The organism is Paraburkholderia sp. GW821-FHT02A12 (assembly GCF_059422005.1).
Genome location: NZ_JBWKWA010000002.1, coordinates 2325379 through 2349942, shown reverse-complemented (window position 1 = coordinate 2349942; position 24564 = coordinate 2325379). Strand labels below are relative to the sequence as shown.

The 24564-nt window shown below is 65.2% G+C and carries 20 protein-coding genes and 1 pseudogene; 16 read left to right on the top strand and 5 right to left on the bottom strand.

Annotated elements, in window-relative coordinates; all coding sequences use genetic code 11:
• The first annotated feature begins 15 nt into the window (after positions 1-15).
• The 7 genes and pseudogenes from AC07WT_RS31955 to AC07WT_RS31925 all read left to right on the top strand — a co-directional run bounded on the left by AC07WT_RS31955 (position 16) and on the right by AC07WT_RS31925 (position 4778).
• Positions 16-1344, top strand: coding sequence for an aspartate aminotransferase family protein (locus AC07WT_RS31955; protein ID WP_494950057.1), 1329 nt, complete (start codon positions 16-18; stop codon positions 1342-1344).
• 28 nt (positions 1345-1372) lie between these two features.
• A complete protein-coding gene (locus AC07WT_RS31950; RefSeq protein WP_494950056.1) occupies positions 1373-1927 on the top strand; it encodes a carboxymuconolactone decarboxylase family protein in 555 nt (184 codons plus the stop codon).
• 365 nt (positions 1928-2292) lie between these two features.
• Entirely contained in the window at positions 2293-2718 is a 426-nt protein-coding gene (locus AC07WT_RS31945; RefSeq protein WP_494950055.1) for an OsmC family protein, read from the top strand.
• A 156-nt stretch (positions 2719-2874) separates the two neighbouring features.
• A complete protein-coding gene (locus tag AC07WT_RS31940) occupies positions 2875-3726 on the top strand; it encodes an isocitrate lyase/PEP mutase family protein (protein WP_494950054.1) in 852 nt (283 codons plus the stop codon).
• Positions 3727-3740: 14 nt separating this feature from the next.
• A pseudogene (locus tag AC07WT_RS31935) lies at positions 3741-4022 on the top strand (MFS transporter); the annotation flags it as partial.
• Positions 4023-4221: 199 nt separating this feature from the next.
• Positions 4222-4440 (top strand): hypothetical protein, encoded by a 219-nt coding sequence (locus AC07WT_RS31930; protein WP_494950053.1) that lies wholly within the window; start codon positions 4222-4224, stop codon positions 4438-4440.
• 65 nt (positions 4441-4505) lie between these two features.
• Positions 4506-4778 carry a YodC family protein gene (locus AC07WT_RS31925; protein WP_494950052.1) on the top strand — a complete coding sequence of 91 codons (273 nt, stop codon included), beginning with the start codon at positions 4506-4508 and terminating at the stop codon, positions 4776-4778.
• Between the two features lie 86 nt (positions 4779-4864).
• On the opposite strand, the gene AC07WT_RS31920 is transcribed toward AC07WT_RS31925, so the two are convergent.
• Positions 4865-5746: a class I SAM-dependent methyltransferase gene (locus AC07WT_RS31920; protein ID WP_494950051.1), complete on the bottom strand. Its 882-nt coding sequence runs from the start codon at positions 5744-5746 to the stop codon at positions 4865-4867.
• Between the two features lie 75 nt (positions 5747-5821).
• Here AC07WT_RS31920 and AC07WT_RS31915 point away from each other — a divergent pair, with 75 nt between their 5' ends.
• Complete coding sequence (locus AC07WT_RS31915) at positions 5822-6259, top strand: helix-turn-helix domain-containing protein (RefSeq protein WP_494950050.1); 438 nt, start codon at positions 5822-5824, stop codon at positions 6257-6259.
• Positions 6260-6370: 111 nt separating this feature from the next.
• Here the strand turns inward: AC07WT_RS31915 and AC07WT_RS31910 are convergent, their stop codons facing one another.
• A complete protein-coding gene (locus AC07WT_RS31910) occupies positions 6371-6691 on the bottom strand; it encodes a superinfection immunity protein (RefSeq protein ID WP_494950049.1) in 321 nt (106 codons plus the stop codon).
• A gap of 193 nt (positions 6692-6884) precedes the next feature.
• On the opposite strand from AC07WT_RS31910, the gene AC07WT_RS31905 reads away from it, so the two are divergent.
• The 3 genes from AC07WT_RS31905 (at position 6885) to AC07WT_RS31895 (ending at position 9757) form a co-directional block, all read left to right on the top strand.
• A complete protein-coding gene (locus AC07WT_RS31905; RefSeq protein ID WP_492593267.1) occupies positions 6885-8348 on the top strand; it encodes a M20 family metallopeptidase in 1464 nt (487 codons plus the stop codon).
• Positions 8345-8641, top strand: a complete 297-nt coding sequence (locus tag AC07WT_RS31900) for a hypothetical protein (protein ID WP_494950048.1) — start codon at positions 8345-8347, stop codon at positions 8639-8641. The genes AC07WT_RS31905 and AC07WT_RS31900 overlap by 4 nt, the downstream gene beginning before the upstream one ends.
• Before the next feature lie 228 nt (positions 8642-8869).
• Positions 8870-9757, top strand: coding sequence for a crotonase/enoyl-CoA hydratase family protein (locus AC07WT_RS31895; RefSeq protein ID WP_494950047.1), 888 nt, complete (start codon positions 8870-8872; stop codon positions 9755-9757).
• Between the two features lie 189 nt (positions 9758-9946).
• Here AC07WT_RS31895 and pdeR read toward each other — a convergent pair whose 3' ends face one another.
• Positions 9947-11950: a cyclic di-GMP phosphodiesterase gene (pdeR, locus tag AC07WT_RS31890; protein WP_494950046.1), complete on the bottom strand. Its 2004-nt coding sequence runs from the start codon at positions 11948-11950 to the stop codon at positions 9947-9949.
• A gap of 200 nt (positions 11951-12150) precedes the next feature.
• Positions 12151-16785 (bottom strand): DEAD/DEAH box helicase, encoded by a 4635-nt coding sequence (locus tag AC07WT_RS31885; RefSeq protein ID WP_494950045.1) that lies wholly within the window; start codon positions 16783-16785, stop codon positions 12151-12153.
• 193 nt (positions 16786-16978) lie between these two features.
• On the opposite strand from AC07WT_RS31885, the gene AC07WT_RS31880 reads away from it, so the two are divergent.
• The 5 genes from AC07WT_RS31880 (at position 16979) to AC07WT_RS31860 (ending at position 23748) form a co-directional block, all read left to right on the top strand.
• Positions 16979-18034 carry an aldo/keto reductase gene (locus AC07WT_RS31880; RefSeq protein ID WP_494950044.1) on the top strand — a complete coding sequence of 352 codons (1056 nt, stop codon included), beginning with the start codon at positions 16979-16981 and terminating at the stop codon, positions 18032-18034.
• Positions 18035-18327: 293 nt separating this feature from the next.
• A complete protein-coding gene (locus AC07WT_RS31875) occupies positions 18328-19248 on the top strand; it encodes a dihydrodipicolinate synthase family protein (RefSeq protein WP_492593271.1) in 921 nt (306 codons plus the stop codon).
• 187 nt (positions 19249-19435) lie between these two features.
• A complete protein-coding gene (locus AC07WT_RS31870) occupies positions 19436-21061 on the top strand; it encodes an APC family permease (protein WP_494950043.1) in 1626 nt (541 codons plus the stop codon).
• An 82-nt stretch (positions 21062-21143) separates the two neighbouring features.
• On the top strand, positions 21144-22736 hold the full coding sequence (locus AC07WT_RS31865; protein WP_494950042.1) for an aldehyde dehydrogenase (NADP(+)): 1593 nt from the start codon (positions 21144-21146) through the stop codon (positions 22734-22736).
• Positions 22729-23748 carry an Ldh family oxidoreductase gene (locus AC07WT_RS31860; RefSeq protein WP_494950041.1) on the top strand — a complete coding sequence of 340 codons (1020 nt, stop codon included), beginning with the start codon at positions 22729-22731 and terminating at the stop codon, positions 23746-23748. The genes AC07WT_RS31865 and AC07WT_RS31860 overlap by 8 nt, the downstream gene beginning before the upstream one ends.
• 228 nt (positions 23749-23976) lie before the next feature.
• Here AC07WT_RS31860 and AC07WT_RS31855 read toward each other — a convergent pair whose 3' ends face one another.
• Positions 23977-24387: a DUF3175 domain-containing protein gene (locus AC07WT_RS31855; RefSeq protein WP_494950040.1), complete on the bottom strand. Its 411-nt coding sequence runs from the start codon at positions 24385-24387 to the stop codon at positions 23977-23979.
• Positions 24388-24564: the final 177 nt, after the last annotated feature.

Below are 24564 nucleotides of genomic sequence, written 5' to 3'. Positions count from 1 at the left end.
AAACAAGGAAACATCATGTCCACCGTATTTCACCGCTCGCCGAAGCAGTCGTTGCCGGTTGCCGTCGCCGGCGAAGGCATCGAAATCATCGACTCCACCGGCAAGCGCTATATCGACGCGTCCGGCGGGGCCGCCGTCTCGTGCCTCGGCCACAGCAACCAGCGCGTGATCGACGCGATCAAGCGGCAGGCGCAGCAGCTGCCGTATGCGCACACTTCGTTCTTTACGACCGAAGCCGCCGAGAAACTCGCCGACCGTCTGGTGGCAAGCGCGCCGCAAGGGCTCAAGCACGTGTATTTCGTGTCGGGCGGCTCGGAAGCGATCGAGGCGGCGCTGAAACTGGCGCGGCAGTATTTCGTCGAGAAGGGCGAGTTGCAGCGCCGTCACTTCATCGCGCGCCGGCAGAGCTATCACGGCAACACGCTGGGGGCGCTGGCGATCGGCGGCAATGCGTGGCGTCGCGAGCCGTTTCTGCCGATCCTGATCGAAGCGCATCACGTGAGCCCCTGTTACGCGTATCGCGAGCAGCGTGCCGGCGAAACCGAAGAGGCATTCGCCCAGCGTCTCGCCGACGAACTCGAGCAGAAGATCCTCGAGCTCGGCGCCGATACGGTGGCCGCTTTCGTCGCGGAAACGGTGGTGGGCGCGACGGCCGGCGCGGTGCCGCCGGTGCGCGGGTACTTCCGCAAGATTCGCGCGGTGTGCGATCGTTACGGTGTGCTGCTGATTCTCGACGAGATCATGTCGGGCATGGGGCGCACCGGCTATCTGTACGCGTGCGAAGAAGACGGCGTCGCGCCGGACCTCCTGACCATCGCCAAGGGACTCGGCGCCGGCTATCAGCCGATCGGCGCGACGCTGGTGAGCGACCGGATTTACCAGGCGATCGTCGGCGGCTCGGGGTTCTTTCAGCACGGGCACACCTATATCGGCCACGCCACCGCGTGCGCCGCCGCGCTCGAAGTGCAACGCGTGATCGCCGACGAGCATCTGCTGCCCAACGTTCTCGCGCGCGGCGAACAGTTGCGCGGACTGTTGCGCGAGCACTATGCGCAGCATCCGCATATCGGCGATGTGCGAGGGCGGGGGCTCTTTGTCGGCGTCGAACTGGTGAAGGACCGCGCGAGCAAGACCCCGTTCGACGCACAGCTGAAACTGCACGCGGCGATCCGGCGTGAGGCGTTCGCACGCGGGCTGATGGTGTATCCGATGGGCGGCACGGTCGACGGCAAGATTGGCGATCATGTGCTGCTGGCGCCGCCGTTCATCTGCACCGCGCGCGACATCGACGAGATCGTCAGCCGGTTGACGGATGCGATCGACGGCGCGCTGGCCTCAGCCTGACAACACTTCATCTTCTGCGAGATTTGCGATGACCGAGCGCTTGCCTCACTTCGACCTCTCCGATGCCACGCCCGAACAAAAGGCCGTGCTCGATGAGATTCTGTCCGGCCCGCGCGGCAATCTGAACGGGCCGTTTCTCGGCTGGATTCACAGCCCGGAACTTGCCCAGCAGGCGCAGCGTCTCGGCACCTTCTGCCGCTACCGGACCGGCTTGCCGCTGCGCCTGTCGGAACTGGCGATTCTGGTGACGGCAGTGCGCTGGCAGGCGCAGGCGGAGTGGTATATCCATTATCCGATCGCCCTGGAAGCCGGCGTGGCCGAAGCGGATGCGCAAGCGCTCCTGCAAGGGCGGCGCCCGGCCTTCGCCGATACCGACGATGCATTGATCTACGATTTCGCCAGCGAGCTGTACGACAACAAGCGGGTATCGGATGCGACGTATGCGAAGACCGTCGAGCGCTTCGGACCGCAGGTGACGATCAACCTGGTCGGCCTGCTCGGCTACTACGCGCTGGTGGCGATGACGCTGAACGTGTTCGGCATGCGCGCGGTGGGGCAGGAGAGCTTGCCGTTCGCCGAGTAACGGCGGCGCCACCGGGGCGTCGGCCTCGGCCTCGGCAGGCGATTTTTTCGACGATCCCGCCTAACGCTGCTAGTAATGGAAAGATGAAAGCGCGCCGGCTGCGAACTTCGCCATCGGGGCGCGAGTAGTTCTGACTGTCACTTTCTCTTCTGATAGATAGTCGAAAGACGACTTCGCGGTCCGCATCGTCACGACGCTGGCACACGGAAGCGCCTATCATGAAGTTCGGTCCACGCCCGCGCCTGCGGCGCCGCGCGACACTCGCGATCGATGCCGAAGCCGCAAGCACCCGGGCGGGACCGTTGCGGCGGGCATCACGTTCGGTTGCAGAGCGGCGCCACGCAGGGCACAACAGGAGAAGAGCGATGAAGCGCAAGGCATCGGCCGTCTGGCAAGGCGGCCTGCAAGACGGCAAGGGTTCGATTTCCACTGACAGCGGCGTCCTCAAGGAGACCCAATACTCGTTCTCGACACGCTTCGCGGATGGCGTCGGCACGAATCCGGAAGAGCTGATTGCGGCTGCGCATGCGGGTTGTTTTTCGATGGCGTTATCGGCGGAATTGGGCAAGGCCGGCATCACGCCCGAACGTATCGGCACTACGGCAACCGTCACGCTCGACAAGGACGGCGGCGGCTTTTCGATCACCGCAGTGCATCTTGACGTGGCGGTGAAGATCCCCGGCGGCGACAAGGCCGCGTTCGACAAAGCCACTGCGGACGCCAAAGCGGGCTGCCCGGTATCGAAGGTATTGAACGCAACGATCACGATGGACGCGAAGCTCGAAACCTGAGCCCGCGGTTCTGCTGCTGCGAAGGCATGCAAGGCCGGCGGGCGGGTGGAACTCGCCGCCGGCACTGACTTGTCGACGCATGTCGAGCCACTTTCACGACGCTTCGCCTCCGCGCCTTGCGGCGTGGCGCTGTCGTCGTCTTTCATGGAACCGTCAATGACAACGCAAACAGAAAAGGCACGGCAATTCCAGTCTTATCACGCGGCCAACGAGGCTTTCATCATTCCGAATCCGTGGGACATCGGCACCGCGCGGCTTCTGGCGCTGGCCGGCTTCAAGGCGCTCGCGACCAGCAGCGCCGGCTATGCGTTTTCGCGCGGCTTGCCGGATAACTCGATCGGCCGCGCGCAGATGATGGTGCACCTCGCCGAGATCGCCGGCGCGACCGATTTGCCGGTGAGCGCCGATCTGGAGAACGGTTTCGGCGACGCCCCGGAAGACGCCGCCGAAACGATCATGCAAGCGGCGGCCGCAGGCGTGGTAGGCGGCTCGATCGAGGATGCGACCGGCCGCGCGGACGAACCGATCTATCCGTTCGAGGCGGCGGTGGAACGCGTGCGCGCGGCGGCCGAGGCGGCTCGCTCACTGCCGTTTCCGTTCACGCTGACCGCGCGCGCCGAGAACTACCTGGTCGGCCGAGCCGATCTCGACGATACGATCCGGCGTCTCACGGCCTATCAGGGAGCCGGCGCCGACGTGCTCTACGCGCCGGGCTTGAAGACCCGCGAAGAGATCGCCGCGGTGGTCGGCGCACTCGAGCGGCCGGTCAATGTGCTGATGGGCCTGCAGGGTGTCCTGCTCAGCTTCGACGAATTGCAGGCGCTGGGCGTGCGGCGGGTGAGCGTCGGCGGGTCGCTCGCGCGCGCGGCGCTTGGCGCGTTCCTGCGGGCGGCGCATGAGATGCGCGATCACGGCACCTTCAACTACACGAAAGACGCCGTGAGCGGCAACGAGATCAATCAGCTGTTTGCGAGCGCCGAGCAGAAGTGGGGCAACAGCGGGGGGTAACGGCGGGTAACGGCATTATGCTGGAAGTGGTGCCGGAGAAGGCCGGTCTCGCGTCGGGCGTCGTGTCGTCGACCTTGCAGATCGGCTCGGCCGTCGGCACGGCGGCGATCAGCGGCGCGTTCTTCGGCGCGTTCTTCGGCGCGATTGGCGGCCGTTCGCCGCCGGACGCTTACGCACATGGGTTTCAGTACAGCCTGGCGGTCAACGCGCCGCTGAGGTTCGCGTGTATCGGCTTGAGCGTGCTGCTGGTGCGGCATCAGCAATCGGCATCGCGCCGGGTTGCAGCGCCGCTTTGATAGCGCGCGGAGAAAACGATTTCAACGACGGTGTCTAAAAACTTTTATGCACTTTAAACAAAGTGCTTCCGCAGCATCGCGGATTTACCGATGAGTTTTCCGTTCACAGGTAATTTCGTTTTAACGGCGATCAGAATAAACCCGAATTAAATCGCCAGCCGTAGATTAGATATGACAAAAAACAGGTCGCATCTTTTACGTGCTGCTTTCAATTGGCGACGTAAAATTTCCTATCGTGCAGTGCCGCATGGGCGGCGGATTGGCGCTGTTTTTAAGGGGTTTTCCCGATCTCTCAAGTTGGCAGGGCGAGTGGGAAAGACATTCCGGTACCGCTGAAAAAGGTATCAACAAAAAGCACTTGCGGCGGACAAATTCGATTGTTAATCTTGGCAAACTTTTTAGAGGTTCCCTTCAGTAGGTCGAATGTCTAAATATGCGTCTCAATGGCTTAAAACCACTTAACAGGTCCGTAGGGGAATGAATATGCTGACCGCTACCATTGACGAATTCCAAACACAGCCAGCCGCACGCTTCAGTGCCGGCGACGTCGTCACGTTGCAGGAAGGCGGTCCGCGCATGACCGTGACCTATGCAGGTCCCGTCGCGCTCAATCCGGGCAACTGGCTGATCTGCGAATGGTTTGACGAACACGGCGAACTGCGCCGCGAGATGTTTGCGTACGAGAGCGTACGGGCCGAGCCGCGCTCGATTCCCGCGGCCTCCGTGGTGTGGGGCAGGATTGGCCGGGCGGCTTAAAGCCGCTAGTAAAAGCTCCGCCATTGAACTGCGCCCAATAGACTTTTGACCCAGCCGGCCCCGTAGCGGCCGCGTGCGTGACGAGGCTATGGAAGCGTGCGGAGGTGGGGCACGGCCGACGCAGACGGCGCTCTGGCGCTGACCATCCAGCAGGCAGCGGTGTAGCGAACTTCGGTTCCATGCACATAGGGATCGAAGGCGGTGCGGACCGTTTCGATAACTTGCGTGCGCGTCTGCTCGTCCGCCTCCTGAAGGATCCTGCCGACGGGGCCGAGCCGGCTGAGGTAGCCTGCCAACTCCTTTTCGGGCAGCGTGCAGTCCACCTCGATCGGCCGGATGTCGATCTCGGCCCAGCCGCTCTCCTCGAGGATGGAAGAGATCCGCTGCCGGTCCGCGAAGGAGAACTGTCCCGGCGCGCCTGGCTGGCGGGCGGGAAGGTTCGGCAGCAGCGGCGCCGCGGCGCGCTCAGGCGTCGTCATGAACGGATTTTCCGCGGCACTGCGCCAGGCGATGAACCCGAGTTCGGCGTCGTCCGTTGCTGCGCGCCGCAGGTTCGCGAAGGCCTGGACCGGGTTGTCGAAGAACATGACGCCGAAGCGCGACATGATCCTGTCGAAGCCCGCCGGCTCGAAGGCATGGGTCTGCGCGTCGGCACAGATGAAACTTGCCGTCGAGCCATCCCGTTCGGCGCGTGCCTGGGCGGCGGCGATCATCGGAGCCGAAATATCGGCACCGACGCAGTGCCCCTTCGCGCCGAACCGCCGCGCCACGGCCAGCGTCGTGCTGCCCGTGCCACAGCCGACGTCGAGCACCCGGTGCCCGGATCCGGCGTACGTCATGTCGACGAGCAGGTCTTCAAATGGCTTGAACATGTTGTCGAGCACCTCCTGCGCCGCCACCCAGGCGCGTCCGGCGCTGCCGTTCCAAAGCGCCGCCTGCTCGTTTTCGGTCTGGTGGTCGATATTCATGGTCGTTGTCCATTGCTTGCGCCCCGGGGAGCGGAAGCTACACTATGCAAGTTCAAGTCGACTTGAGGTCAAGAGGTGAACAAGCTAGACATCGCCGAGGTGGCGCAGCGATCCGGCGTTCCCGCATCGACGCTGCGGTTCTACGAGGAAAAGGGGCTGATTGCCTCCAGCGGCAGGCGAGGGTTGCGCCGCCTGTTCGATGCGGGGGTGCTGGAGCGGCTGGCGCTGATCGCGCTGGGGCGCGCCGCCGGCTTCTCGCTCGATGAGATTGCGCGGATGTTCGCGCCGGAGGGGCGGCTGCGTATCGACCGGCAGATGCTCGCGGCCAAGGCGGAGGAACTGGACAGGACGATCCGCAAACTGAGCGCCATGCGCGACGGTCTGCGACACGCCGCGGCTTGCCCTGCACCGAGCCACATGGAATGCCCCACCTTCCGTCGCATCGTGCGGGCCGCCGCGTCTGGCGCGATCGGAGCGCGACAGAAGAAGGCTCCGCAGCCGCCCTGGAACTAGTCCGGCGCGCTGCGGATCGCGATATCCGTCGATCAGTTTCAATCCCGCCACCGAGAGCACGATCAACGTCATGCAAATCACACCGCTTGCTGGTCGCGTGTTCGCGCTTATTTAAGGCTGCTTATGTTCCGCGCGCTCACGCGCCGTTGCGCGCTTCTGCACGCGCAACTGAAGCGCCGATGAAAACGCCCGCATCAGCATCACTTTGCGCGTCTGGACGATTTCGCCCGCGACGTTCTTCGGCGGGTACGGCTGCAACGACCAGTAAAGCGCGAGCAGCCAGCCGAACCCGGTCCAGCCGACGCACGCGTTGAACAGCGCCAGCGTCAGCAGGTCATGGCGCTTGCGGCGGTCCGCCAGAATCGACGGCAGGAAATACAGCGCCAATGCAAGCACCGCGGCGATGGCCTGAACGACGATATTGCCACCCATAGTCCGGCTCCCCAATACGCGACGTATGCCTCGATTGTCGCGCGATTGCCTTGTTTGCGCAGCTGATTTGCCCCTTACCAGGCGGAGCATCGCCAGCGTCTCGACCGTGAAAGTGCGGCGAGGGGTTTAGCCGGTTCTTCATCCGGACTATCATGGGCGTTTCGACTGAACAGAACCCGAACGGACCGCCATCATGACCTCCGACGATACGACCCAGCAGGCGCAGCGCATCAATCACGACACGCTACGCGAATTCGTAGACCGCAAATGGAACGACGAGATCGTGCCCGCGCTGACGGACTACATCGCGGTGCCGGCCAAGAGTCCGGCGTTCGATCCCGAGTGGGTCAAGCACGGCTATCTGGAGCGCGTGGTCACCGACGCGGCGCAGTGGGCCGAGCAGCAGCCGGTGCGCGGTCTCAAGCTCGAAGTGGTTCGTCTGCCGGGCCGCACGCCGGTGATTTTCTTCGAAACGGCCGCCACCCGTTCGGGCAGCGAAGAAACGATCGTGCTGTACGGCCATCTCGACAAGCAGCCTGAGTTCGACGGCTGGCGCAACGATCTCGGACCATGGACGCCGAAGCTCGAAAACGACAAGCTGTACGGCCGCGGCGGCGCCGACGACGGCTACGCGATCTACGCCAGCCTGACCGCGCTCGCCGCGCTGGACGCGCAAGGCATCGAGCGTCCGCGCTGCGTCGGCCTGATCGAAACGTGCGAGGAGTCGGGCAGCTACGATCTGCTCCCGTATGTCGACGCCTTGCGTGAACGGCTCGGCAAAGTGGGGCTCGTGGTGTGCCTCGATTCCGGCGCGGGCAACTACGATCAGCTGTGGCTCACCACGTCGCTGCGCGGCCTCGTGTCTGGCGACCTCGAAGTTCAGGTGCTCGACGAAGGTATCCACTCGGGCGGCTACGGCGGGATTGTGCCGTCGAGCTTTCGCATCATGCGGCAACTGTTCGACCGTCTCGAAGACGCGTCCAACGGCAATCTGCTGCCGAAGGGTTTCCATTGCCCGGTCCCGGCCGAGCGTTTGCGCGAAGCGGAGGCGACCGCCCATATCCTCGGCGACGATGTCTGGAAGAAAATTCCGTGGGCCTGCGGCCAGGACGGCCGCCAGGTGCTGCCTACCACCACCGATCCGCAAGAGGCCTTGCTCAATTCGACGTGGCGTCCGTCGCTCTCGGTGACCGGAGCGGCAGGCTTGCCCGCTCTCGCCGATGCCGGCAACGTGCTGCGCCCGCGCACCGCGTTCAAGCTGTCGCTGCGGCTGCCGCCGCTGATCGAGGCGGAGAAGGCCGTCGCCGAACTGAAGGCGCTGCTCGAATTCGATCCGCCGTACAACGCCAAGGTGACCTTCAAGCCGGACGCCGGCGCGGCGACCGGCTGGAGCGCGCCCGATCTCGCGCCGTGGCTCGCCACGGCGCTCAACGACGCGTCGCGTCAGCACTATGGCGCGGAGGTCGCGTACATCGGGCAGGGCGGCACGATCCCGCTGATGAACGTGCTGAAAGCCGGCTTCCCGCAGTCGCAGTTCATGGTGTGCGGCGTGCTCGGGCCGAAGTCGAATGCGCACGGACCGAACGAATTTCTGCACGTGCCGTATGGCAAGAAGCTGACGGCGGCTGTTGCCGAGGTGATCGCCGCCGCGCCTTGAGTGCGGCCTGGCTCTGCGTCGAATGGGCGCGGAGCCGGCCGCTGGCCGGCGCATTGGCAGTCACGCCGCGTAATCGCGCGGCGTTCGTTCAATCGGATGAGCGGGCCATCGGCGCGCATCGGCGTCATTGGTGCCGTTTGAATTTCCCGCATTTCGCGGTTCTGTCGGCCAGCCCACAAAAAACGAAAACAAATATCCGGAAGCTATATTTTCGATTGCATTGCCTGATCGAAATTATTTCTTTTGCTTTCAATTCCGGCAAGAAATTCCGTATTTTCTCGATCGCTAATTAACTGGCAGTCTGCTGCCTTCCTGCCAGTAATCTCATCCATCTCCGCTGCGCAATCGTTTGCGCTCGCATAGTGTTTTCCGCCACCCCGGGCCTCGCGCCACCGCTTTGCCTGGCGCGCCTTCACGCATGCTTCGCTTTCATCTGTTGGTTTTCCCGCTCCCAGCCGATTCTGGTCTGCTTTAGGCTCACATTGCAATACCAGTGTTTAACCTTAAAAGGACAGTTCAAAATGAATCTGCATAATCACCACGCCTGCCGCCCATTCCTCGAAGCCGGCAATCTGTCGCAAGTTTCTGCGTACTACGAAGAAGGACGCAACGTCATGTGGATGATGTTGCGTGCGCAGCCGCGTCCCTGTTTTAACCTCGAACTGGTGCACGACATACTGGGTCTCGCGCAGGCAGCGCGAGAGTCCGGCTTGCAGATCGACTTCTGGGTGACCGGCTCATTGATTCCGAACGTGTTCAATGTCGGGGGCGACCTCGATTTCTTTGCCGACACGATCCGCTCCGGCAAGCGCCACGCGCTGATGGCTTATGCGCGCGCCTGCGTCGATTGCGTGCACGCCGCGGCGCGCGGCTTCGATACGGGGGCGATTTCGATCGCGATGGTGGAGGGCACGGCGCTCGGAGGAGGCTTCGAGGCTGCGTTAGCGCACCATTTCCTGCTCGCGCAGAACGACTCGCGCATGGGGTTTCCGGAGATCGCGTTCAATCTGTTCCCGGGCATGGGCGGCTATTCGCTGGTCGCGCGCAAGGCGGGCATGCGCCTCGCCGAAGAGCTGATCGGCGTGGGCGAATCGCATACGGCGGAATGGCACTTCGGCAAGGGGCTGGTCGACCAGCTGTTCGAACCGGGTGACGCCTATCTGGCGACGCGCACCTTCATCGACACGCTCAAGCCGAAGATGAACGGGATTCGCGCGATGCTGCGGGCACGCCAGCGCGTGCTGCAACTGTCGCGCGGCGAGCTGATGGAAATTACCGAAGATTGGGTGGACGCCGCCTTCATGATCGAGGAGAAGGACCTCGTTTTCATGGAGCGGCTCGTGATGCTGCAAAACCGCCGCACGGCCAACCTGCGCCAGAGCGCGGCCAGCACGGCCAGTTTCGCCTGAATCGATCCAGGTCCCACCGTCAATGAGCCGCGGCGAGCGGTCCTGCAAGGGGACTTCCTGCGGGGCGGTCCCGCAAGGGGACTTCCTGCGGGGCGGTCCCGCAAGGGGACTTCCTGCGGGGCGCCCCCCAAGGGGACTTCCTGCGGGGCGGTCCCCCGCAAGGGGACTTCCTGCGGGGCGCGCGGAAGCTCAGGCAATCAGTCTGAGCTTCTGTCTATCCTGCAGCCAGCGTTCGAATTCCGCGGCCGGCATCGCCTGACCGTACAGGAAGCCTTGCACGTAGTCGACGCCCAGCCCCTTCATGAACATCTCTTCCGATTCGGTTTCGATGCCTTCGGCGACCACCTTGAAATTCAGCTCCTGAGCGACTGCCACCATCGAGCGCACCAGTGCTTGCGCTTTGGTGTCCGCATTGATCGAGCGCACGAAGCTGCGATCGAGCTTGACGACGTCGAGCGGAATGCGGCCCAGCTGCGACAGCGACGAATAACCGGTGCCGAAGTCGTCTAGATGGACTTGCGCGCCGAGCTGACGGAATTGCTTGATCAGATCGATCGCAGCCGCTTCGTCCTCGATCAGGCAGCTTTCGGTGAGTTCGAGGTCGATCAGGCACGGGTCGAGACCGGCGCGTTGCAGCGCTTCGGTGAAATGCCGGACCACGGCGGTATCGACCAGTTGCCGCGCCGACACGTTGATCGCGACGCGCAGGTTGTAGCCGGCCGCCTTCCATTTGGCAGCTTGCTTCGCGGCCGTTTCCATGACCCAGCGGCCGAGCACGCCGATCAGCCCGGATTCTTCTGCATAACGGATGAATTCGGCCGGCATGATCTGCCCGCGCTCCGGCGAATTCCAGCGCACCAGCGCCTCGACGCCTTGCACGGCGCCGGTGGCGAGCGACAGCTTCGGCTGATAGTGCAGCGTCAGCTGACCTTCTTCGAGGCCGCGCCGCAGGTTGGTGTCGAGCCACATGTACTCGGCGACCTTGCGGTTCATTTCCGGCGAGAACACGCGGTAGGTGCGCTTGCCTTCGTCTTTGGCGACGTACATCGCCGTGTCCGCCGAACGGATCACCGATTCGAGGCTGTCGCCGTGCTCCGGATAGAGCGCGATGCCGATCGAGCAACCGGTGTAGACCTCCACCAGTCCGAGGCTGAACGGCGTGCGCAGACGTTCGAGAATGCGCTGCGCGGTGGCTTCGAGTTCGTGGGCGGTGCCTTTGGCGGCGAGCACGATGAACTCGTCGCCGCCCAGACGCGCGAGCGTGTCGCCTTCGGTCAGGCAGGTACTGATGGCCGCCGACACGTCGCAGATCAGCCGGTCGCCGAATACGTGGCCATAGTGATCGTTGACCTTCTTGAAGTTGTCGAGATCGAGGAACAGCACGCCGACCGATTCGCCTTCGCCCGCTTCTTCGATGGCGGCGCGAATCTTGTCCTGAATCGCGTTGCGATTGGCGAGGCCGGTGAGCGAATCGGTGTTCGCCAGTTCGGTGAGCCGTTCCTGCGCGTTCCTTTCTTCAGTGATGTCGGTGCCGGAGCAGATCAGGAATTGTTCCTCGACGCCGCTGCCGCTATGCACGAACTTGTTGCGAAACAGGAAGAGCCGCTCGCCGAGCACGGTTTTGATGCGCCGTTCGACTTCATACGCGACGCCGCGATTGAAGAAGCCCGCGATATTCTGGCTCGACGCCGCACCGGCTTCGGAGGACATGAACAGCGCCCACACGTTGCGGCCGATGATGTCTTCCTCTTTTACGCCGGTGAGTTCTTCCGCGAGCCGGTTGAAGCGCTGTATCCGGCCATGCCTGTCGACGATAACGACGACGGAGTTGACTTCGGAGACAACCTGTTCGGCGAACGAAAGACCGTGGACCAGATCGCGGGCGACGGATTCGGTGTCGTCGTAGGCCGACGCCGTGCCGGCCCAGGTGTTGCTGGTGAGTTTTTTACCGACGAGGTGCAGGCGCAGCGGTTCGCCGAACAGGCGCACGTCGAGGATGAGATGCGAGGTGACGCCGGTGAGGCAACGGATTTGCGATGCCTGTTGAGGATTCAGCGGAATGGCGACATTGGCGGGCACGTCGCCGGTGACGGGGGTGAGTTCCAGCGCGTTGCTGTCGCTCGACAAACGCCAGCAAGGACTGCTCGTGCCGAACTGCGCATAAAGCACCTGGTCGTGTTGGTCGTCGTTCATGAGATCCCCGGGCGGAGTGTGCCTGTGGCGGCCCTGCAGCGATTGCGGGCTGACGGCAAACTGTCTTCATCAGACGTAAGACTTGTCCCATTGTAGCGAAGCGGCTGGAATTCGGGCTCGTAAACATTAACGGTAGGGTTGGCCGCGGTTTTAGGGGTTGGGTATTTGGTTGGGCTGGCGCGGTTTGTGCTCAGAAGTGCTCAGAATCGTCGCACCAGCCACCCCCGAGCCCGCTCCCGCTCAGCGGAGATCGCCTCGACCGACGGTTGAAACCAGAAAACCCCGGCGACGAGCGTCGCAACAACAATCCCGTCACGATACAAAATCCGATTTCCCGCGACCGCGGGCACCCGGTCCCCGACCAGAAGCGTCCCCGCAAGGTTCAAAGGATCCGTCCCCGAGACACAGACAAAAGCACCATCGTTCGCATGTCGGCGGACTTCCCGCAATAAAGGAATCGCCTCCGGCAAAGCAAACTGCTCTCCGGCAAGACCATTCACGAACCGCCCGCCGCGAATGACCCCGCGCGCTTCGAGCCGCTGAAACACCCGCAACAAATCCCGCCATGGGGGCAGCCACTCCGCCTCGCGTTCGAGCAAACGCCAGAACACCACGCCATAGCGCCGCAACAACGTCATCGCGACATGCTCGAGCACCTCCGGCGCAAGCTGCTGACGCCGCCCCGGCAAATCCTCCGCTCCCGCAGCGGCACTCGCGCGACGGCCGACCAACGCCCATCGCCCGGCATCGTCCATCCCGCCGATCAGCGCGTTCGACCTGCCGCGCCGGCTGCCCGGAAACGCGCTACGTTTGGCGGCTGGTTTCAACAACGCACGCAATCCCGCGAAACTATCGGAATTCACGAGGCCGGCGGCAACCAGCTCGCCCAGCGCATTTTCCAGTTCCAGACGCAACACGTGCACATCGGTCAGCAATTCGTCGAAGAACATCGCCCCGTGCTGCCGCAGCGCGTCGTACACGTCCTGCGCACGCGCGGACAACTCCGGCTGTTTCGACTGATCGATCAACGCGCTCCACACGCCCACCTGACGCCGCGGCAGCAGCACGATCGGCGTGCTGCGCACGGGCCCGCTGACGCCGCGCGCGCGCTCGGTCAGACGCGTCCAGACAATCTTGCCGGCACGACACAATTCGTCGAGCGAAGTATTCGAATAGGCTTTCACACGCGCAGGCAGAATGTCTTCTTCCCACGCGCCGGCCGCGGCTTGGAAACCTTCCAGCTGATCGAGCACCGCCGCAAGCGCATCGCGTCCCTCACTGCGCGTATCCGGTGTCAGATGCTGCCACTCGAACAGAAAACGCATGAAGTCGTGCCGCTCCACCGGTTCGATCTCGCGCCGCAAACGCTTGACGGTGTAGCGGTGGATCCGCGCCAGCAAATGACGTTCGCACCATTGTTCTTCCGTCGCGCCCGGCGTAAAGCGGCCGCGCATCACGTAGCCCTCGGCTTCGAGGTGCGTGAGTGTCTGTTCAATCGATGCAGCAGGCAACCGCAACGCCAGCGCAATCGCCTGCACCGGCAGCGGGCCGAAGCTCGTCAGCCGCGCGCGCAGTACGTCGAGCAGCGCGTCGCCGGCGTTCCAGGCGTCGGTGTAGCCCTTCGGCGCTTGCAATTGCGGTTCGCACGGCGCGGCGGGATAGAGCGCCTGCAAACAGGTGAGGCGTTCGGCGGACAGCCACAGCGCGTCGTCGGCTGCGATCTGCATGCGCGTCGCACGGCCGGATTCGGCGAGCGCGCTCAGCCATGCTTGCCAGCCTTCGTTGGCGCGCACTTCGGCTTCGGTGATGCACGCAAGGCCGGTCAGCGCTTCATGCATCTCGTCGGCGTCGCGCGCCCGCGGCCACGCTTCGTCGCGTACGCTGTCGATCGCGTCGGCGTCGAGCGCACCGAGGTCGTCGGCGGAAGAGGGATCGGTCCAGCGGCGATTCAGCACGGCTTGCGTGCGGCGTTCTTCGATCGGCGCGTCGTCGAGATAGGCGTACGGTTTCGCGGTGAGGATTTCGGCGGCGAGCGGCGAGGGCGCCGGTAAATCGCGCGCAATCAGCCGCACCTCGCCCTGTTCGATACGGCGCAGCAGCGCCAGCCAGCGCTCGCTGTCCATCGCGTCGTGCAGGCAGTCGTCGACGGTTTGGTCCACTAAAGGATGGCGCGGCAGTTCGCGTTCGCCGACGACATTCTCCAGACACGCGGCCTGCTCGGGAAATACGCTCGCCAGCAGATCATCGCTGCGCATGCGCTGCAATTGCGGCGCGGTCTTGCGCCCGCCGGTGTAACGCGGCAGCCCGAGCGCGACAGTCGCGTTCCAGCGCCAGCGCACCCCGAATAGCGGTGCATCGAGCAGCGCCTGAATCAGCAGATGCTCGGCGCTGTTCGAATGCAGATAACGCCACACTTCATCAAGTACGAACGAATGGCTGCCGGTCAGCGACAGCACGATCGCGTCTTCAGTCGCGGCGGCTTGCAGTTCGAAGTTGAAGGTGCGGCAAAAACGCTTGCGCAACGCGAGGCCCCAGGCGCGATTCACGCGGCTGCCGAACGGCGCATGGATCACCAGCTGCGTGCCGCCGGATTCGTCGAAGAAACGTTCCATCACCAGCGTGTTTTGCGTCGGCAATACGCTCAGCGCGGCGCGCGCCCGTGCGAGATAGTCGACGATCTGCCGCGCGGCGGCTTCGTCGAGACCGATAGTGTCGGCGAGCCAGCCGATCGCGCGTTGCAGACACGGCGTCTGCGACCGGGTTTCAGGCGCCGGTGCTTCGGCGACAGCCAGTGCCGCCGTGTCATCAGCGGCGCTCGAATTTGCCGCCATGGGTGACGCCGCGCGTGCCGGTTTGCGCCGCGGCGAACGCGGCTCGCTCACCGGCACCACCGCCTCGGTATCGGCGTCTTTTCCGTCAAGCAAGCGGCCAATCTGTTCGCGCAGGCGCGCCACCGCGAACGACAGCTCGTCGCTGCGCCCTGGCGCTTCGCCAAGCCAGAACGGAATGTTCGGCGGCTGTCCCTGCGCGTCCTCGACCCGCACACGGCCGCTCTCGATCCGCAGAATCCGGTACGACGCATTGCCGAGCTGGAACACGTCGCCGGCGAGGCTCTCGACCGCGAAATCTTCGTTGACGGTGCCGATATTGACCGCCTGCGGTTCGAGCACCACCGCGTAGTCGGCGTTCTCGGGGATCGTGCCGCCGGACGTCACGGCGACCAGCTTGCCGCCGCGCCGGCCGCGCAAGGTGCCGCTCACCACGTCGCGATGGATGTAAGCGCCGCGCGGACCGTTACGGCTCGTATAACCTTCGACGAGCATGCGCAGCACGGCGTCGTATTGCTCGCGTTCGAGCCCGGCATATGGCGCCGCGCGGCGCATCAGGTCGAACAACGCGTCTTCGTTCCATTCGGCGCTCGAGACTTCGGCGACGATCTGTTGCGCCAGCACGTCGAGCGGCGCGCGCGGAATTCGCAGCACGTCGAGTTCGCCGCGCCGCACGCAATCGAGCAGCGCCGCGCATTCAATCAGATCGTCGCGCGAGGTCGGAAAGAGCCGGCCCTTCGGCATGCCGCCGACATGGTGGCCCGAGCGTCCGACGCGTTGCAGGAACGGCGCGATGGCACGCGGCGAACCCATCTGGCAAACCAGATCGACATCGCCGATATCGATGCCCAGTTCCAGCGAAGCAGTGGCGATCAGCACGCGCAACTCGCCGCGCTTCAGGCGCTGTTCGGCGTCGAAACGATGCTCCTTGGCGAGACTGCCGTGATGCGCGGCGACCGCCTCCTTGCCGAGACGCTCGGTCAGATGGCGTGCGGCGCGCTCCGCCATGCGGCGCGTGTTGACGAAAATCAGCGTGGTGCGGTGCAGGGCGATCAGTTCGGCGAGGCGGTCGTAGACGCGCTCCCACACTTCGTTGGGCAGCACCGCTTCGAGCGGCACGGGCGGAATTTCCAGCGCGAGATCGCGTTCGCGTATATGACCCACGTCGACGATCGCGCACTCCGCCGGAACCTCGCTGTCGATGCTTGCGCCGCCCACCAGAAAGCGCGCCACCGCGCTGACCGGCTTTTGCGTCGCCGACAGGCCGATGCGCGGCAGACGCCGTTGACAGAGCGCGTCGAGCCGCTCGAGGCTGAGCGCCAGATGGCTGCCGCGCTTGCTGCCCGCGAGCGCATGAATTTCGTCGACGATCACGGTGCGCACGGTCGACAGCATGCGGCGGCCGGAATCCGAGCCGAGCAGCACGTAGAGCGATTCCGGCGTGGTCACGAGGATATGCGGCGCGCGTTTCCTCAACGCGTTGCGCTCCTGCTGCGTGGTGTCGCCGGTGCGCACGGCCGTGCGGATCTCGAGCGGCGGCAAGCCGCGCTGCGCCAGCTCTTCGGCGATGCCTTGCAACGGCATTTGCAGATTGAGGCGGATGTCGTTGGAGAGCGCCTTCAGCGGCGAGACGTAGACCACCAGCGTTTCGTCGGGTAGTGCGCCGCCGTTGGCGAGGCCTTGGTGCACGAGGTCGTCGAGCGCGGACAGGAAGGCGGTGAGGGTCTTGCCCGAACCGGTCGGCGCGGCGACCAGCGTCGAGCGGCCGCGGCGGATCTGCGGCCAGGCGGCGGCCTGCGCGTCGGTGGGAGCCGGAAAGGTCTTGCGGAACCAGCCGGCGACCGCCGGATGGAAACCATCCAGCGCGCCGGCAGTGGACGAGATCCTGATTGCGTCTTCGGGTGCGTCTTCAGTTGTGCCTTCAGTCGTTCGAGGAAGCGCGCCGAAAGCGGGGGCGGAAGTCGAGGCCTGAGTCATGCTTGCGTAATAGGGGGCGCGACGTGCCATATCCAGAGGGCGGCAAGGGCCGGCCCGTTGCGAGGTTCAGCAGCCAGTCTGGCAGGTTTTTGCGGGTTTTGCCGAGGGCCGCTGATGCAGCCGGTCGTACTGCCGCTCTTGAGATAACTCGTAGGGTACCGTGCCGGACGTTGCCAACTGCAGTACTCTGTACGGCTCCCCCATCCACGATGGAGTTTCGGCAATGCGATACAACCAGTTAGGCCGTACCGGTGTGTTTGTTTCAGAACTATGTCTAGGCACGATGACGTTCGGCGGCGGCGAGGGCATGTGGCGGCAAATCGGCGATCTGCAGCAGGCGGACGCGGAGCGGCTGGTCGGCCGCGCGCTCGACGCAGGCATCAATTTCATCGACACCGCCGACGTCTATGCGGAAGGCCTGTCCGAACAGATCACCGGCCAGGCGCTGAAGAATCTCAAGGTGCCGCGCGACAAAGTGGTGGTGGCGACCAAGGTGTTCGGCCCCACGGCGGAATTTCCGAATGCGCGCGGGGCATCGCGTTATCACATCATCGACGGTATCAAGGCGAGCCTGAAGCGCCTGCAACTCGATCACGTCGATCTGTATCAGATCCACGGCTTCGATCCGGCCACGCCGATCGAGGAGACCGTGCGCGCGCTCGACACGCTGGTTCGGCATGGTCACGTGCGCTATGTCGGCGTGTCGAACTGGGCCGCGTGGCAGATCGTCAAGGCATTGGGCATTGCCGAGCGCCTCGGCCTTGCGCGGTTCGAAACGCTACAGGCGTATTACACGCTGGCGGGCCGCGACCTCGAACGTGAACTCGTGCCAATGCTGCATAGCGAAGGACTTGGGCTAATGGTCTGGAGTCCGCTCGCGGGCGGCTTGCTGAGCGGCAAATATGGCCGCGAGCAGCAGGGCGAGGCAGGCAGCCGCCGCACGACGTTCGATTTTCCGCCGGTAGACCGCGAGCGCGCATATGACTGTATCGACGTGATGCGCGGCATTGCCGAAACGAAGCGCGTTTCGGTCGCGCAGATCGCGCTGGCGTGGCTGCTGCATCAGCGCGCGGTGACCACCGTGATCGTCGGCGCGAAGAAGATCGAGCAACTCGACGACAACATCGCGGCCACGCAAGTCTCGCTCACCGCCGACGATCTCGCGAAGCTCGATCAGGTCAGCTCGCTGCCGGCGGAATATCCGGGTTGGATGCTGGCGCGCCAGGGTGAAGTGCGCCGCGCTCAACTCGAACAGGTACGTCATCCGGTGCAACGCTAGATCGACGCCGCTGCGCCAGCTGCGTCGTCGTAGACGTAGCGGATGACGTCGCGACGTCGCGGCCCATCGTGTGGGCATTCCTGACGATCAGGCCTTCGCAACCAAACCACAGATTGCGTTGGCCCAACTGCGCGAAGCGAGGTCCGCGGGCGTCCCGGGCGTCGCGCCCCGATTGTGCCGATTTCATCATTGCAGGCTGGGAAAAGCCTCAAGCCTCGCGGGCGTTTCGGCGGCGATACTCGTCACCACACCGACACCTGTCGGCCGACCGATACGAACGTAGGAGATTTTCAGTGAGCCGTAACGCCATTCAGTGGAGCGGGGTCTTTCCCGCGGTCAGCACCCAGTTCAAGCCCGACTTTTCCCTTGACCTCGACGCCACGCACCGCGTAGTGAAGAACCTGGTGAACGATGGCGTGTCTGGTCTCGTCGTCTGCGGCACGGTCGGTGAGAATACGTCGCTCAGCACGGCCGAGAAGCTTTCGGTGATCGAGGCGGCGCGTGACGCAGCCGGCGGCAAGGTGCCGGTGATCGCCGGCATCGCCGAATTCACCACCGAATTCGCCCGCAACACTGTGCGGCAAGCCGCACGCGTCGGCGTCGACGGCGTGATGGTCATGCCGGCGCTCGTCTACTCGGCGAAGCCGCATGAGACCGCCGCGCACTTCCGCGCCGTGGCGACCAGCACCGATCTGCCAGTGATGGTCTACAACAACCCGCCGATCTACAAGAACGACGTAACGCCGGACGTGCTGATCGCGCTGCAGGATTGCGAGAACATCGTCTGCTTCAAGGATTCGTCGGGCGATACGCGCCGCTTCATCGACCTGCGCAACGCGGTCGGCGACCGCTTCGTGCTGTTTGCCGGCCTTGACGACGTCGTCGTAGAAAGCATCGCGGTCGGCGCACAAGGCTGGGTGTCGGGCATGTCGAACGCGTTCCCGAAGGAAGGCGAGACGCTGTTCCGCCTCGCGAAGCAAAAGCGCTTCGACGAGGCGCTGGCGCTGTACCGCTGGTTCATGCCGCTGCTGCACCTCGACGCGCGCCCGGATCTCGTGCAGTGCATCAAGCTGTGCGAGGAACTGGTCGGCCGCGGCAGCGCCGTGACGCGCCCGCCGCGCCTCGCGCTGCAAGGCGACACGCTCGCGGAAGTCAAGGCGATTGTCGCGAAGGCGCTCGAGACGCGTCCGACGTTGCCGGACGTCGGTCTCTGATCGACGCCCCTCCGGCGGCGGGACACCGCCGGCGCACCGGCGCCCCCCAGCCCCGCCGCCGCATCCGGCTCGGCATGGCCCGCCCCGGCCGATCGAACCGGGCACCGCCGACCGGCAGGCGCGCCGCCGCCCGCACGGGGCGCGGCGCCAATCCGCCTGCACCGACATTCCAATAGGAGACACGCCCATGCCTGGCCAAGGCAACATCCATCAATCCATGCCGCTATCGCGCTCCGGGTCCGCCGACGCGGGCCACGGCAAGTTCAAGAAGCAGCTTTCGCTGGCCGATCTCACGTTCATCGGTCTCGGCGCCATTTTCGGCTCGGGGTGGCTGTTCGCCGCGAGCCACGTGTCGACGATCGCAGGCCCGGCCGGCATCTTCTCCTGGCTGCTCGGCGGCTTCGCCGTGCTGCTGCTCGGCATCGTCTACTGCGAGCTCGGCGCCGCGCTGCCGCGCGCGGGCGGCGTGGTCCGCTATCCGGTCTTCTCGCACGGCCCGCTGCTCGGCTATCTGATGGGCTTCATCACGCTGATCGCCTTTTCGAGCCTGATCGCGATCGAAGTCGTCGCGGCGCGCCAGTACGCAGCCGCCTGGTTTCCGGGCCTGACCGTCGAGGGGTCGAGCAACCCGACGACGCTCGGCTGGCTGGTGCAGGCGGTCCTGCTCTGTTTGTTCTTCTACCTGAACTATTCGAGCGTGAAGACATTCGCGAAGGCGAACAACATCATCAGCGTCTTCAAGTTCGTCGTGCCGCTGTCGGTGATCGGCGTACTGTTCACGTTCTTCAAGCCCGCCAATCTGACCGCGCACGGCTTCGCGCCGTTCGGCCTGCCCGGCGTCGAGATGGCGGTGTCGGCGGGGGGCATCATCTTCGCGTACCTGGGGCTCACGCCGATCGTGTCGGTCGCGAGCGAGGTGCGCAATCCGCAGCGCACGATCCCGATCGCGCTGATCCTGTCGATCCTGCTGTCGACGCTGATCTACGTGCTGCTGCAGATCGCGTTCATCGGCAGCATCCCGGCCGCGATGCTCGCCAGCGGCTGGCATGATGTCAGCAAGGCGTTCTCGCTGCCTTACCGCGACATCGCGCTCGCGCTCGGCATCGGCTGGCTTGCGTTCCTGGTCGTCGCCGACGCGATGGTCTCGCCGAGCGGCTGCGGCAACATCTACATGAACGCGACGCCGCGCGTCGTCTACGGCTGGGCGAAAACCGGCACGTTCTTCAAGGTGTTCACCCGCGTCGACGAGGCATCCGGCATTCCACGCGCGGGCCTGTGGCTGACCTTCGGCCTCGCCGTGTTCTGGACGCTGCCGTTCCCGTCATGGGAGGCGCTCATCAACATCGTGTCGGCCGCGCTCGTGCTCAGCTACGCAGTCGCGCCGGTGTCGGTCGCCGCGCTGCGCCGCACCGCCCCAGAACTGCCGCGGCCGTTCCGTGCGAGCGCGTTCGCGATCACCGGCCCGGCGTCGTTCGTGATCGCCGCGCTGATCGTCTACTGGTCCGGCTGGCACACGGTGTCGTGGCTGCTCGGCCTGCAGATCGTGATGTTCGTCCTCTATCTCGCGTGCCGCCGCTGGGTGCCGACCGCGCACCTGAGCCTGCGTGAACAGGTGCGGTCGTCGCTGTGGCTGATCGGGTTCTACGCGCTGATGATCGTCGCGTCGTATTTCGGCGGCTTCGGCGGCACCGGCGCGCTCGCGCATCCCTACGACACTGTCGTGGTCGCAGTCATCGCGCTCGCCATCTACTACTGGGGCGCGCACACCGGCGTGCCTGCGGCGAAGCTGCAGCTCGACGACGACGAGAGCTGACCGCTCACGGCATCCATCCCTATCCACTTTCCCATCGGCCGGGCCGGCAACGTCCGGCCTGCACCTTTTTCGAGGAGAACCCATGCGACTTTCAGGCCAGCTTCTGATCGGCCAATCTGCCGTGTTCGGGCAGAACGGCGAACTCCGTGCCATCGAGGCCGCCACCGGCGAGCCGCTCGCGCTCGCGTTCGGCGGCGCGAGCCTGCACGACCTGGAGACCGCCTGCGCGCTCGCCGACGAGGCGTTCGACACGTATCGCGAGACGAGCCTCGAAGTCCGCGCGGCGTTTCTCGAAGAGATCGGCCGCAACATCCTCGCGCTCGGCGACGAACTGATCGAGCGCTGCGTCGCCGAGTCGGGCCTGCCGCGCACGCGGATCGAGGGCGAGCGCGGCCGCACGGTCGGCCAGCTCGGGCTGTTCGCGTCGGTCGTGCGCGACGGCGGTTTTCTCGACGCGCGGATCGATCCGGCCCGCCCGGAACGCAAGCCGGCGCCGCGCGTCGACCTGCGTCTGCGCAACGTCGCGATCGGGCCGGTCGCAGTGTTCGGCGCGTCGAACTTCCCGCTCGCGTTCTCGGTTGCGGGCGGCGACACCGCAGCGGCGCTCGCCGCCGGCTGCCCGGTGATCGTCAAGGCGCACTCCGCGCATCCGGGCACGTCGGAGCTTGTCGGCCGCGCGATCCAGCAGGCGGTGCGCGAATGCGGACTGCCTGCCGGCGTGTTCTCGCTGCTGTTCGACGCGTCGCGCGAGATCGGCCAGGCGCTCGTCGCCGATCCGCGCATCAAGGCGGTCGGCTTCACCGGCTCGCGCCGCGGCGGCGTCGCGCTGATGCATATCGCGGCGGCGCGCCACGAGCCGATCCCGGTGTACGCGGAGATGAGCTCGATCAACCCGGTGCTGCTGCTGCCTGACGCGCTCGCCGCACGCCACGAGGCCATCGCACAGCAGTTCGTCGCGTCGCTGACGCTCGGCGCCGGCCAGTTCTGCACCAATCCGGGCCTCGTGCTCGGCGTGGACGGCCCCGCGCTGCGCGCGTTCGAGCAGGTGGCGGCCGCAGCCGTCGAGGCCGCCGCGCCGGCCACGATGCTCACCCCGCACATCCACGCGGCCTATTGCGACGGCGTCGCGCGGCTGCGCGCGCACGACGCGTTCGACGCGCTCGCCGAAGGCGTCGCGGGCGAACGCTATCAGGCTCGCGCCGCGCTGTTCGCGACGTCGGCGGACGCGTTCGTCGCGCGCCCCGAGCTGCGCGAGGAGGTATTCGGCCCGGCGTCGCTGATCGTCCGTTGCCGGGATATCGATACGCTGCACCGCGTCCTCAAGTCGCTCGAAGGCCAGCTGACGATTGCCGTGCACCTCGGCACGGACGACGCGCCGCTGTTCCGCACGCTGCTGCCTACGCTCGAACGCAAGGCGGGGCGCATCCTCGTCAACGGTTTCGGCACGGGCGTCGAGGTCGGTCATGCGATGGTGCATGGCGGCCCGTTCCCGGCGACCTCCGACACACGCACGACGTCGGTCGGCGCGCGTGCGATCGAACGCTTCCTGCGGCCGGTGTCGTATCAGGACGTGCCCGCCGGGCTGCTGCCGGAAGCGATCCGCGACGGCAATCCGCTCAACATTGCGCAGCGGATCGACGGCGTCGTCGCGCTGCGGGAGGCGCGCGATGTCTGATCAGGCAGAAGTCGTCCTGTCGCTCGACGACGTGCACGCGCTCGCGCTGCGCGTGCTGACCCATCACGGCATGTCCGACGCGCACGCGAACGCAATCGCAAACGTTATCACGCAGGGCCAGCGCGACGAATGCCACTCGCATGGCGTCTACCGGCTGCTTGTCTGCGTGCGCTCGCTGCGCAAGGGCAAGGTCGATCCGCAGGCGCCGCCGACGCTGCGCCAGCTGTCGTCGAGCATCGTCGCGGTCGACGCGCATCGCGGTTTTTCGCTGCTGAGCTTCGAGACCGGCCTGCCGGTGCTCGTCGCGATGACGAAAAAGCACGGCATCGCCGCGATGGTGATCAACAACTGCTACCACTTCTCGGCGCTGTGGCCGGAGGTCGAGGCGATCGCTGCCGAAGGGCTCGCCGGCATCGCGATGAATCCGAGCCACAGCTGGGTCGCGCCCGAGGGCGGCTCGAAGTCGGTGTTCGGCACCAATCCGATCGCCTTCGCGTGGCCCCGGCCGGGCGGCCTGCCGTTCGTGTTCGATTTCGCGACGAGCGCGATCGCGCGCGGCGACATCGAGCTGCACGCGAAGCAGGACAAGCCGATCCCGCCGCACTGGGCGATCGACAGCAACGGTCAGCCGACTACCGACCCGAAGGCCGCATTGCAGGGCGCGATGCGCACCTTCGGCGGCCACAAGGGCTCGGCGCTGGCGGCGATGGTCGAATTGCTCGGGGGTGCGCTGATCGGCGACATGACGAGCCAGGAGTCGATGGCATTCGACGAGGGCGTCGGCGCGACGCCGTGTCATGGCGAACTGGTTATAGCGTTCGATCCGAGGGTGTTCCTCGGCGACGATCTCGATGCCGGGCTCGCGCGCGGCGAGCGCATGCTTGATGCGATCGTCGCGCAGGGCGCGCGGCTGCCGTCCCAACGGCGTTTCGACGCGCGGGCGCGCAGCATCGCGAACGGCGTGCGGATTGCCCGGCCGTTGTACGAGGAAATCGTAGCGCTGCTCGACTGACTCGATCAAGGCGCGTCTCGATGTCCCGCAATAAAATGTAAAACAGCTGTCCGAACGAACGGGGCAACCTCTATCGAGGATGAGACGAGTGCCGCCCCGTTCGCGCCGCCTTGACGGAGTCACGCTGCGTCAGCTGCCGGCGATCGTATCGACCGGCTTGAATGCGCCGTGTTCGACCTTGTAGATCGTCACCGGTGCGTCCTTCAGGTCGCCTTTCGCTGCGGCGCCTCAGGGCGTGCGTCCGAATGCTTCGCGCAACTTGCGCTTGGCCTGTTCCAGCGTATCGCGACGCGCCTTCGGCAGATTCCTGCCCGCGCGGTTGATATAGAAGTTGAGCATCGACATCGCGGACTGGAACGGCGTGCCCTTGCGGCGGCGGCTCTGCGTCGACGAGCGTTTGAGCGACTCGGCGATCGACTGCGCGCTGCCGGTCTTGAAGATATCGCGCTCGATATCCATCGCGTCACTGGTTTCCATCACGTGACGCGACCATTTCTGCCCGTGCTTCGCAGCGCCGCTGCTGGCGGCTTTCGCGCGATGCGCCGCTTGTGCTTGCGCATGCCGCTGGCGTGGCGGGCGTCCCGACTTGCCGCGCACAACCGGGCGTTTCGATTTGCGGGCGGTTTTTCTGGTGGCCATGGCTTTGCCTCCTATGAAGTCGGTTTGCCTTGTGCTCTGCGTTGCTACAGCGTTCATCGCCGCGGGCGAGGCCGGACGCCGAAGCCGTCCGGACCGGCCCGCGACGGCGCCCGGGTTACAGCTTCCGCCTGTGCGGGGATCGCAGCAACGGCTACGCCGGAAGGCACAGGCCTTGCT